Source organism: Nitrospirota bacterium (assembly GCA_035873375.1).
Taxonomy (GTDB): Bacteria; Nitrospirota; Thermodesulfovibrionia; order Thermodesulfovibrionales; family JdFR-85; genus BMS3Bbin07.
This window is the reverse complement of record JAYWMQ010000046.1, coordinates 1-11700: the sequence shown is the minus strand read 5'-3', so window position 1 is coordinate 11700 and position 11700 is coordinate 1. Positions and strand designations below refer to the sequence as shown.

At 47.3% G+C, this 11700-nt stretch carries 11 protein-coding genes; 5 read left to right on the top strand and 6 right to left on the bottom strand.

Going from position 1 to position 11700, the window contains the following annotated elements; genetic code table 11:
- The 3 genes from fusA to rpsL all read right to left on the bottom strand — a co-directional run.
- On the bottom strand, nt 1-1985 hold a 1985-nt coding region (gene fusA / locus VST71_10095; protein ID MEC4686066.1), incomplete at its 3' end, for an elongation factor G.
- 193 nt (nt 1986-2178) lie between these two features.
- A complete protein-coding gene (rpsG, locus tag VST71_10090; GenBank protein MEC4686065.1) occupies nt 2179-2649 on the bottom strand; it encodes a 30S ribosomal protein S7 in 471 nt (156 codons plus the stop codon).
- A 9-nt stretch (nt 2650-2658) separates the two neighbouring features.
- A complete protein-coding gene (gene rpsL, locus VST71_10085) occupies nt 2659-3030 on the bottom strand; it encodes a 30S ribosomal protein S12 (protein ID MEC4686064.1) in 372 nt (123 codons plus the stop codon).
- 210 nt (nt 3031-3240) lie between these two features.
- Here rpsL and VST71_10080 point away from each other — a divergent pair, with 210 nt between their 5' ends.
- A complete protein-coding gene (locus VST71_10080; protein ID MEC4686063.1) occupies nt 3241-4011 on the top strand; it encodes a menaquinone biosynthesis protein in 771 nt (256 codons plus the stop codon).
- A 47-nt stretch (nt 4012-4058) separates the two neighbouring features.
- Here VST71_10080 and nfi read toward each other — a convergent pair whose 3' ends face one another.
- Entirely contained in the window at nt 4059-4730 is a 672-nt protein-coding gene (gene nfi / locus VST71_10075; protein MEC4686062.1) for a deoxyribonuclease V, read from the bottom strand.
- 7 nt (nt 4731-4737) lie between these two features.
- A complete protein-coding gene (locus VST71_10070) occupies nt 4738-6486 on the bottom strand; it encodes a family 16 glycosylhydrolase (protein ID MEC4686061.1) in 1749 nt (582 codons plus the stop codon).
- A gap of 282 nt (nt 6487-6768) precedes the next feature.
- Here VST71_10070 and VST71_10065 point away from each other — a divergent pair, with 282 nt between their 5' ends.
- Nucleotides 6769-7062 (top strand): hypothetical protein, encoded by a 294-nt coding sequence (locus VST71_10065; GenBank protein MEC4686060.1) that lies wholly within the window; start codon nt 6769-6771, stop codon nt 7060-7062.
- 123 nt (nt 7063-7185) lie between these two features.
- Here VST71_10065 and VST71_10060 read toward each other — a convergent pair whose 3' ends face one another.
- Nucleotides 7186-7521, bottom strand: coding sequence for a type II toxin-antitoxin system VapC family toxin (locus VST71_10060; protein ID MEC4686059.1), 336 nt, complete (start codon nt 7519-7521; stop codon nt 7186-7188).
- Between the two features lie 153 nt (nt 7522-7674).
- On the opposite strand from VST71_10060, the gene VST71_10055 reads away from it, so the two are divergent.
- The 3 genes from VST71_10055 to VST71_10045 form a co-directional block, all read left to right on the top strand.
- Nucleotides 7675-8760, top strand: a complete 1086-nt coding sequence (locus VST71_10055) for an HlyD family secretion protein (GenBank protein MEC4686058.1) — start codon at nt 7675-7677, stop codon at nt 8758-8760.
- The gene (locus VST71_10050) at nt 8757-10274 is read left to right on the top strand and encodes a DHA2 family efflux MFS transporter permease subunit (GenBank protein MEC4686057.1); all 1518 of its coding nucleotides are present in this window, start codon (nt 8757-8759) and stop codon (nt 10272-10274) included. The genes VST71_10055 and VST71_10050 overlap by 4 nt, the downstream gene beginning before the upstream one ends.
- Before the next feature lie 250 nt (nt 10275-10524).
- The coding region (locus VST71_10045; protein ID MEC4686056.1) for an HDOD domain-containing protein at nt 10525-11700 on the top strand (1176 nt) is incomplete at its 3' end.

The window sequence follows — 11700 nt, the reverse complement described above, 5'->3', positions numbered from 1 at the left end:
ACCTCCTCATAATGGGAAAACTGCATTGTATAGGTAGCCCTTCCCTGCGTCTTGCTTCTGAGGTCGGTAGCGTAACCGAACATCTCGGAAAGGGGCACGTGTGCCTTGATAACCTGGGCGTTGCCCCGTTTCTCCATACTCTGCATCTTCCCTCTCCTTGAGTTCAGATCACCTATAACATCACCCATATATTCTTCCGGCGTTATAACCTCTACAGCCATTACCGGTTCAAGAAGTACAGGCTTAGCCTTCCTGACCCCATCCTTGAAAGCCATGGAACCGGCTATTTTAAACGCCATCTCGGACGAATCGACCTCATGATAAGAACCGTCATAGAGAGTAACTCTCACATCAACTACTGGATATCCTGCCAGCACACCTGTTTCAAGGGCCTCTTTCACGCCCTTCTCAACAGCAGGGATAAACTCCTTTGGTATTGAACCACCAACGATCTTTCTTACAAACTCAAAGCCGCTACCTTTCTCAACGGGCTCAATTTCGATCAGCACGTGACCATACTGCCCCCTGCCCCCGGACTGCCTTACAAACTTGCCTTCAGCCTTTGCTGGAACCTTAATGGTCTCACGATAGGCAACCTGAGGTTTACCCACATTGGCACCCACCTTGAACTCCCTCAGCAGCCTGTCAACAATAATCTCCAGATGAAGCTCCCCCATACCGGAGATCAGCGTCTGCCCGGTCTCCTCATTATATGAAACCCTGAAAGAGGGGTCTTCCTGTGAAAGCTTCATCAGTGCGGAGGAGAGTCTCTCCTGGTCCTGCTTTGTCTTTGGCTCTATTGCAATAGAGATAACCGGTTCCGGAAACTCTATTGCCTCAAGTATAACCGGTTTATCCTCATCACACAGGGTATCTCCTGTCAGGGTATATTTAAGCCCCACTGCTGCTGTAATATCCCCTGCCCTGACATCCTTGATCTCTTCCCTCTTATTGGCATGCATCTTCAGCAACCTGCCGATGCGCTCCTTCTTGTCCTTCGTAGAGTTATAGATATATGAGCCTGCTGCAAGCACTCCTGAATAGACCCTCAGGTAGGTCAACTGCCCTACAAAGGGGTCGGTCATTACCTTAAAGGCAAGCGCTGCAAAGGGCTCATCGTCAGCGGCCTTGCGCTCCACCTCTTTGCCATCAGGTGTCACACCCTTAACCGGCGGAACATCAACAGGAGACGGAAGGTAGTCAACTATGCAATCAATAAGATGCTGCACCCCTTTGTTCTTAAAACTTGAACCACAAATTACGGGGGTAATCTTCAGCTCAAGGGTCCCTTTTCTCAAGGCCCTCCTTATCTCTTCCTCACTTACCTCTTCTCCGTTCAGATACTTCTCCATTATGACCTCATCTATATCCGACAGGGCCTCCAGCATCTTGTCCTTGTATTCATCAGCCTGGGCACGATAATCCTCGGGTATTTCATCCTCTTTAAACTCGGCACCAAGGGTCTCGTCATCAAAGTAATAGGCCCGCATCTTCACTATATCTATGGGTCCCCGGAATTTATCTTCAGCGCCCATGGGTATCTGTATTGCAACCGGATTTGCATCAAGTCTTTCCACCATTGAAGTTACCGACATAAAGAAATCCGCACCCATCTTGTCCATCTTGTTCATAAAGGCTACCCTTGGCACGTCATACTTGGTGGCCTGCCTCCAGACTGTTTCAGACTGGGGCTCCACTCCCGCAGCGGCATCAAATACCGCTACAGCGCCGTCAAGCACCCTGAGTGCCCTCTCAACCTCTATGGTAAAATCAACATGACCGGGGGTATCAATTATATTTATCCTGTGGTCTTTCCAGAAACACGTAGTTGCTGCCGAGGTGATTGTTATGCCACGTTCCTGCTCCTGAACCATCCAGTCCATTACAGCAGTACCCTCGTGGACCTCTCCTATCTTATACGTTACACCGGTATAATACAGGACCCTTTCCGTGGTCGTTGTCTTACCGGCATCGATATGAGCCATTATCCCGATATTCCTTACTTTTTCTAATGGGAACCTCAAAACCTTCTCTCCTCTTCAAAAAGACACAAAATTGGTATTAGTGTCTGAAATATATAATATTGTTTCGGAATACACCCTTTTGCAGGAGTTAACTACAGGGCTGCGGGCTTTAACTTCCAAACAACTCGCAACACAACGCAGAGGCTTCTACATCCTACCACCTGTAATGAGCAAATGCCTTGTTGGCATCAGCCATCTTGTGGGTGTCCTCCCTCTTTTTAACAGATGAACCCGTCTTGTTGTAGGCATCCATGAGCTCCCCGGCAAGACGCTCGGTCATGGTTCTTTCTGACCTCTTTCTTGCAAAGTCCCTGATCCACCTGAATGCAAGCGCCATCCTTCTGCTGGGTCTTACTTCAATCGGCACCTGATACGTAGCACCGCCAACCCTCCTTGGCTTGACCTCAACAATCGGCTTGACATTCTCAAGGGCAATCTTGAAAACCTTGAGAGGGTCTTCATTGGCCTTCTCCTTTATAATCTCAAAGGCACCATAGCAGATCCGCTCCGCCACAGACTTTTTGCCATCTGTCATTATTGCATTTACAAACTTGCTGACCAGCTTACTGTTATATTTCGGGTCAGGAAGGATATCTCTCTTTTCAGCTACTCTTCTCCGTGCCATCTCTCGCTCCTATTTTGGCCTCTTGGCTCCATACTTGGACCTGCCCTGACGCCTGTCTCCAACACCCATGGTGTCAAGCGCTCCCCTTACTATGTGGTACCTGACACCTGGAAGGTCCTTAATCCTGCCACCCCTTATCAATACTATTGAATGTTCCTGAAGGTTGTGCCCGATCCCGGGGATATAGGCCGTTACCTCCATAGCATTTGTCAGCCTGACTCTTGCAACCTTTCTAAGTGCGGAGTTCGGCTTCTTGGGAGTAGTGGTATAAACCCTTGTGCAGACACCTCTGCGCTGCGGACAGTTCTGAAGCGCCGGACTTTTTGACTTTTCCTTTACCCTTTTCCTGCCGTTTCTTACTAACTGTGCTATCGTAGGCAATGTAAATCCTCCATTTAAACCGTTGTAAAGAAAACCAGAATATTTTATCCTAAGAAAATATTTTTGTCAAATTTTTATAATCTTCAACCAACGAGAGATTACTATAACCTAATCAAAGCATTTAATGCAAGAGTTTAATCGCCGTAAATTACAACAAAAATCCATTTCCTTTATATTCCGTCTTTTTGCTAAAATTCATCACTAACCGTTATGTTAAAAATCGGCAAAATACCATATACAAACCTGTATCCCATCTACTACTTTCTGGAGATGACATCCGGCAGCAAGTATGAGTTCATCAAGGGTGTTCCTTCCGATATAAACAGGCTCCTCAGGGAGGGACGGATAGAGATAAGCCCCTCATCATCGATAGAATACCTGAGGAGACCGGAGAAATACATACTTATCAACAACCACTCCGTAAGCTCAGAGGGCCCTGTAGGCAGCATACTTCTCTTCAGCAGAAGGCCGGTCGAGACACTTGAAAGGTTCACGGTACTCTACACCCGTCAATCAGAGACCTCTGCAGCCCTTCTCCGCATTGTCCTTTCAAGGTTTTATCAGCTTCAGTGCAGTCTGAAAAGCTCCGGGCTCCCTCTGGAGGAAGGCCTCAGAACTCATTCCGCCTACCTCCTCATAGGCGATGATGCCCTCAGGGAAGCACATAAGTATCCCAACCTTTATATATATGACCTTGGTGATATATGGTACAGGAAGACGGGACTGCCCTTTGTCTTTGCCTTGTGGATAGCAAACAGGGAAGCAGGAGCAGAGCTGAAATCCTTCATTACCGACCTCGATGAGGCCAAAGAGAGGGCACTTAAGGACCTGCCCAAAGTAGCAAGGACGTGCCCCTTCAGGAAATGGCTGTCCGAAGAAGAGCTCATAGCCTACTGGAGAAAGCTTTCCTATGACCTTGACGACAAACACCGTCAGGGGCTTGAATTATTCAACAGCTACATAATGGAAATGGGGATTTAAGATGTCGAAGGCTCAGGACGGGTTAATCTGTAAAAGAGGTGCTAACCTTAACATAGTCCGGATTTAATCTTTCCTGCCAGACTGTCTGCACACCTGATGGGTTCGGGGATTCTATACCTGCCTGTGCATTTAAGCACAACATCGATTGCCCCCTGCAGATCAATCAAGTTGCCGGGAGATACAAAGACCGGTTTCACATTATCCCTTGTCCTCAAGACCGCCCCTATGGTTTTGCCGTGATATTTCAAGTGGGAATATTCCCCTTTCTTAATCCCGGGGTCTGCGTAGTCTCCAACCAGTCTTGATTTTGCACATCCGATGGTGGGCATTCCGAGAAGAACCCCGATATGCGAAGCGATACCGAGACCCTTTGGGTGTGCTATCCCCTGGCCGTCAAAAAGGATTATATCCGGTTTTATACTCAACTTATTGATTGCCTCTATTATTGCAGGGCCTTCCCTGAAAGAGAGATACCCGGGGATATATGGAAACAGAACCTTTGTAACGGCATAAGCGTCACCAACGTGTATCAGGTGCGGGTATGTATAGAGGCAGGCAGTTGCTATAACGTTATCCTTAAAAAATGCCGCATCAACACCTGCAACATATTTAATCTTCTTTCTTAAAGGAAGAATTCTAACATCTTCTCTCAGGACAAGCTGTACCTCTTTTGCCTCTTTAATGTCTTTCGGCCAATTTATTTTTCTGAAAGATACCACTATCCGGCTACTTCTCCAGCCTGAAATCCATGTATTTGAGGTTGAAAAAACCGTTCACTATCCGCACAGTCAGTACATGCCTGCCACCGGGCAGCACTACCCCCCTCCTGGTGACAGTGGTCCATTTACTCCATCCACCGGTAACACCCTTCATCATGATATCCGCAACAAATCTCCCGTCCACTTCCAGGCGGATACCCTTTTTCCCTCCTTCGGGAGACCCCGGACCGGCAGCAAATGGAACCGTGACAGTATACCTCCCGCCCTGTTTGACATCCACCGTGTATTTGAGCCATTCACCGTCATAAATCCAGCCTATGCTCCTGCCGTTGGTGTCCACCCCTTCGTTAACCCTGAAATCACTCTTTGCCGCCCCTGTATTCTTACTGTCTGTATCATAATAAGCAACACCCTGACCACCGTCATCAAAATACGGCAGCTCTATGCGCCCGGGAATGATTTGCGCCCTTCCCTTGTACGGGCGGCTTGGGATGGTACTCTCCACGTAGAACTCCCTGGGGCCTGAAAATCCCACCAGACCATCGTTGTCCTTTGCCATTGCCACAAACACATGCCCGGTCAACAAACTGGTAACCCCCCTCAGATTGGCGGGCTTCATATAGTCTGTTTTCGAGTAATAGGCATCATTGAAGGTCACTTTAAAACGGTAGGGCGGCCCAGTCCTTGTCTTCAGCAAATACCCGTTGTCAAAAAGATATACTTCTCGAATTCCGCCATCCAAATCCTCAGCCGAGACTTCAATAGTTACACTATCACCCTCCTTCACGCTTCGTGGCCCGAAATCGGCAGGCGAGGTTATCACCACAACGGGTTTCTTCTTGTCCCCGATGTTTTTTTTGTACACCCTAACGTAATCAATAACGTAGTAATCCGGCAGAGCGGCATCCCGGTAATCACCTGTAAATTTTACCCGCCTGACACTGCCGGTGTTGGAGGAGAGCCACACCTGACAGGGCTGCGTGGTTACCGCCTGGTCCTTGCCCCAGCGCAGAACCTCCGCACCGTCAATGTAAAAGATATATTCCAGCGGCGTCCATTTCAGCCCGAACACATGAAACGCATTCCAGTCGTCCACCCGGGTAATATTGGTAAAAGACTTGGCATAGGCAGAGGGAACCCCCACGTGAAGGGCCTCCTGGACTACATTCTGCTTCCTTGACTTCCTGAAGAAATCTTCAAAAATATCTATCTCCAGACCGTGAAGAAACGGATTTGACCCCTTACTCTCCCTGTACAGCCAGAAGGCCGCCCACCAGCCCGGCTGAGTTGTAAGTTTTAGCCGGGCCTCAAAATAGCCATAAAGGAAGCTAACCTTTGACTTCATGCCGCCAACTATCAAGTTGCCATCCTTATCACGGCTGAACCTGATGACGGCATTACCTTTACCGTCAAGGTAGACATTGTCCTTCCTGCGATACCCTTCCGGCCAGCCCTCTCCCAGGTTGTTCGGTCCCTCTTCCAGGACTTGCCACTTCAGGGGATCGATCCCTGTCCCGTTAAACTCATCCCCCCAGACAAACTTCCACGTCTTGTCAGAGTAAACATCAAACCGGTTCACCGTTTTCTCTGCCGGACTCTCCCCCTGAATATTCTTGATCCTTGCAGTAGGGGCTGCAGGAGTATCCCCCATCTCCGCACGAATGGATGCAGCATCACCCGGAACCAACAGGGACACAGCTATCTGCAATGCTATCATTAACAATAAATATCCCGTTTTTTCAAGAATCTGTTTCATGCATCCTTCCATATTCAAGAGGTTGTTTTGAGGCATCTGATTTGATTGTAGCAAGGTTTGAATAAAGATGTCTCTTCAGATACGGCAAATACCCTGCGGGATCAAGTTTTTCTCTGAAGCAGGTCTTCGCAAAACCTTTGAATATTTCAGCCTTTACTCCCCTCCCTCATGCCTTCAACTGCCCCTTTCCGTATATCATTACTATTACAAACTGTTTACAGACAGGCACTTTCCCGTGCTGTAAACACCAGGGAACAACTCTTGCCTGAAAACAGATTTTGCGTGATACCGGCAACAAAGGAGCAGAGAAGGCCCATACCGGTTGAAGAGAATATGGTCACGCTTGATGACAAGTCCCTGCTTGCGGATTTTGCTGCAAAATTTGGAGGAAAGACGCTCTTCTGCAGGTATCTCTCGGAACTTGCAAGGGCAGAGTTTATCGTGCGGAGAGAGGGCAAGATATACGAAGGCCCCCTTCTTGATGTTGTAGTGGACTACGGTGTTGTTGCCCAGAGAATTATCAATGGTGCTCTTGGTGAGATGCTCGGATTTGAGAGAATACAGGTCGATCCTTGAGAGGGCCGGTCTTTCAGGTGCCATGCTCCGTGTCCTCTCTCTTGAACAGGGGACCCAGGAGATATCGGAACTGCCTTTTTAGATAACAGTTGACACCCGTGTGGAAACGAGTGGTTAACCATCCTACACATATTTTATCTTAAGGCCTGCTTTACCGGCAGCAGCTACCTGTTGTTTATCAGATGAAACAAACAGGTCTGCACGCCAAACTATTGCACACGCAACATGAAGAGCGTCCATCGCACGAAGGGGAGAGGCTTCAAGGAGTTTGGTTGAAGTTGCGATCACCTCCGGGATCAGATTGATAATCATAGCATCACGAACATCATCAGAGAAGTGTTGTTTTATCCTAGCATAGTCTCTTTGAGAAAGGCGTTTCTCCTGTATCCGTCGATTCAGAACTGACCAACGCATGTATCCAACCTTCCCTATTATAATTCTGTTTTGTAACATTATCATTTTGCAATAACACTGCAGGTGAAAAATATTGACTTAAAAATAAAGAAGGATTATCCTTATTAGGATATCCTGAGGGTAAAGGAACAGCCACGGAGGCGCTTGATACAGATACCTTGCTCATAAATGCATATAAAGACAGGAGGTTATAAATATATGGCTGAGTTGAACAGCAATCACAAGAAGCAGTTCCGTGTACTGATGATATTATTTGCCGGCCTCATCCTCTTTCTTGCCGGACTATTTTTTTACGTGCGATACAAGAGCACTCATATATCAACGGATGATGCATTTATTAAGGGCGACATTCATACTGTTGCACCAAGGGTAACAGGAACTGTTCAGAAGATTTATGTAAGGGACAATCAGTACGTCAAAAAGGGAGATATGCTGGTTGAGATAGACCCTGAAATGTATATGGAAAAGGTGAACGCCGCACAGGCCGAACTCGACACCCAGAGGTCTCAGCTCAAATCAATGGAGGCCTCACTCGTTACCACCCAAAAGCGATTGATTGAACTGAGGTCAGCAGTAGAGGTTGCCAGGGCTAATTTTGAATTAAATCTTGCAAGATTCAGGAAGGCTGAAACAGACTTCAGAAGGGCTGAGAGGCTTTTTCAGGAAGCGGTAATCTCCCGCGACAAATATGAGAAGATAAAGACCGGCTACGATGTTATCAGGGCACAATTAACAGAAGCAGACAAGAGGATTGACCAGGCAAGCACTGCTGTTGATTCCCAGAAGGCGGTAATAAATCAGGTCAGGAATTCGATAGCTGCACAAAGGCAGATAATAAAAAAGTGGAAGGCTCAATTGGTACTTGCACGTTTGACCCTGTCATACACAAGGATATCAGCGCCTTCCGATGGATACATCACGAGGAAATCCGTTGCAGCAGGTAATCAGGTACGTGCAGGGCAGCCATTGATGGCCGTTGTCCCATTAAACGATACCTATGTTGTTGCCAATTACAAGGAGACGAAGCTGGAGGATATAAGGCCGGGACAGCGGGTCAAGATAAAGGTGGATGCATATTCGGGAAAGGTTTTCTGGGGAAGGGTTGACAGCATCATGGCAGGCACAGGAGCAGTCTTCTCCCTCTTCCCCCCTGAGAACGCTACCGGCAACTATGTAAAGGTGGTAAAGAGGATTCCGGTCAAGATTGTCTTTGAAAAAGGCACGGATTCTGAGCACGTACTGAGAATAGGCATGTCTGTAATTCCCACGGTCTTCGTAAAGTGAACAAGTGGATTGTTGCCTTAACGGTAATGCTCCCGACCCTGATTGAGATTATTGATACATCCGTTGTCAATGTTTCACTGGTACATATCAGGGGGAGTCTTTCCGCCGGTATAAATGAGGCCACATGGACAATCACAGCCTATCTGGTCTCTAACGCAATTATTATTCCCATTTCAGGATGGCTCAGCAAGGTCTTTGGCAGAAAGAATTATCTGGCTGCATCAATTGCAATCTTTACAGGGAGCTCCTTTCTCTGCGGTTCTGCATGGAGCATCAGAAGCCTTGTATTCTTCAGGGTTATGCAGGGGATCGGAGGAGGCGCGCTTCAGCCGCTCAGTCAGTCAATACTCCTCGAATCGTTCCCCCGGAAACAGCATGGCATGGCAATGGCGATCTTTGGCATGGGCATCATGTTTGGCCCGATTGTCGGCCCGCTTCTTGGCGGATGGATAACCGACAACTGGTCGTGGAGGTGGATATTTTATATAAATATTCCTATCGGGATAATATCCATCCTGCTCACACTCCTTGTTATTCAGGACCCACCCTACATGAAGAGGGTAAAAATGAAGATAGACTACTGGGGACTGATGCTGCTTGCCGTTGGGCTTGGTTCCCTGCAGTTTGTCATTGACAAGGGACAGACAGCGGACTGGTTTTCCTCTTCTGTAATCGTAACATTTACAATTATAACCGTATTTGCACTTATCCTCTTTGTTGTCATCGAGCTCTTCTCAAAAAATCCGGTAGTTGATCTGCGGTTATTCAAGGACAGGACATTTACCTCAGGAAATCTCCTTATGTTCTTTGTCTTCTTTAATCTTTTCGGGAGCATCGTCTTGCTCCCCATTTATCTCCAGACCCTAATGGGATATACCGCATATCTTGCGGGTGTAGTGCTTGGCCCCGGAGGTCTCGCCACCATGCTTGCCCTCCCGATAGCCGGAAAACTCGTCGAGAAACAGAACCCAAAAAAAATCCTTGTGCTTGGAGTAATCATAACTGCACTTTCAACCTACCTCATGTCACTTTTTAATCTCCAGGCAGATTTCTGGACACTGGTATGGCCACGTGTGATCCTCGGAGTAGGGATGGGCTTCATCTTTATTCCTCTCACCACGATGACCCTTTCGCACATGCCGAAAGAGAAGATGACGGAAGCAACCGCCATGTACAATCTCCTGAGAAATATCGGCGGGAGTGTAGGAGTGGCCTTTGTCACAACCATGCTTGCACGTAGGGCTCAGTTCCACCAGTTCAGGCTCGTAGAAAATCTGACCCCATTTAATCCCTCGTATGCCATTGCAAAGGAAAAGCTCTCTTCAGCCATGACAACCGCCGGCATTCATACAGCCAATCCTGACGCCGTAATCTATTTCGAACTCCAGCGCCAGTCACATATGCTTGCCTTTAATGATGCGTTCTTTCTGCTCGCTGTCATGATGTTAACCATACTGCCACTTGTCTTTTTGATGAAACGGGGAGGTGCACAGGCTCAGCCCACCCTGCATTAAGCCGTTAATTACTGAATTTAGGGGACTATAGGATGTCCCTTAAGTCTTTTTCCATGGTTGTGAGGCACTTCGCGCCGAACAATCATGTGTGCTCTCACTCCGTTTGATACTCATTAAGAGAGGATTTTCTAATACGGAAGAACAGTTATAAAAAAGGAGAAATGTTAAAGTTTTTCTCAGACCGGACGATAAGTTATACGTACAGTGGTTTCATGAATACACTTGATGGTATAGCAAGCAACATCGTTATATGGAAAATCTAAAAACTGAAGGGCTTAATCCAACGAGGCTGCCCTCACCGCCCGTCATTGCCATCAGGGTACTTGAGGCTGTTAAAAAGGACGATTTCTCCTTTAAAGAACTGTCGGAGATAATCGCATCCGATCCGGCCCTGACTGCCAAGATACTGAGTATTGTGAACTCCTCGTTCTACGCCCTTCCCTACAAGGTTGACAGCCTTGAGAAGGCCGTAAGCATACTCGGTGTGGACGCCCTGAAAAACATCGCACTCTCCTTCATGATCATTTCCCATATGATGAGCGACAACAACGAGCTGTTCGATTTTAATTTTTTCTGGAAGAGGTCTCTAACTGCAGCGGTTGCATCGGAGATCATCTCCAAGCATATTGGAAAAAAGACCGATGACACATTTGTAACAGCACTTCTTATGGATATCGGCATAATAGTGATGTATCTGGTGGACCCCCTTAAATACCAGCAGGTTCTCGATAAAAAGCGATTTACCGACATGGATGTCGTTGGAGCTGAAAAAAAAGTGCTGGGCTATTATCATCAGAAAACAGGCTCCGAGCTATTGAAGAAATGGGGCCTTCCCGAAAGTATCTTTCTGCCGATTGCCTGTCACCACAACACCGTGCCCTGTCCCGCGGAATTAAAGGATACTGTAAAAATACTCAGGATCTCGGATATGGCCTCATCCTTTTATCACTCCAGCAGGGGTATTGAGAAACTGGATAAACTCCGTTCCTTTCTGAAGGATGAATTCGGGCTTGAAGAAGGCTTTGCAAACTCATATATAGACTCTGTAGCGGAAAAAACCGTTGAGATACTTTCTTCCTACAACCTCGATCCGGGCAACTTCAAACCTTACTCTGAACTCCTGATGGATGCCAATGAGGAACTCGGCAGGGTTAACCTCTCATATGAACAGCTTGTTATCAAGCTCAAGCAGGAAAAAAAGAGGGCTGAAAAATTTGCAAGTGAACTCCAGACAGCAAACGAAAAACTGAGAAAACTGGCATTCAGGGATGGCCTGACCGGGCTATATAACCACCTCTACTTCCAGGAACTCATGGAGCGGGAGATGGAAAGGGCAAGCCGGTATGGACACCCGCTGTCACTTATAATGATAGACATAGACCTCTTCAAGAAGATCAACGATACATACGGACATCCACAGGGGGAC

Bases quoted from the DNA above. Each gene is read 5' to 3' on its own strand.
- rpsG (MEC4686065.1), bottom strand. From the start codon at position 2,649: ATGGCACGGAGAAGAGTAGCTGAAAAGAGAGATATCCTTCCTGACCCG.
- VST71_10080 (MEC4686063.1), top strand. From the start codon at position 3,241: ATGTTAAAAATCGGCAAAATACCATATACAAACCTGTATCCCATCTAC.
- VST71_10070 (MEC4686061.1), bottom strand. From the start codon at position 6,486: ATGAAACAGATTCTTGAAAAAACGGGATATTTATTGTTAATGATAGCA.
- VST71_10060 (MEC4686059.1), bottom strand. From the start codon at position 7,521: ATGATAATGTTACAAAACAGAATTATAATAGGGAAGGTTGGATACATG.
- VST71_10055 (MEC4686058.1), top strand. From the start codon at position 7,675: ATGGCTGAGTTGAACAGCAATCACAAGAAGCAGTTCCGTGTACTGATG.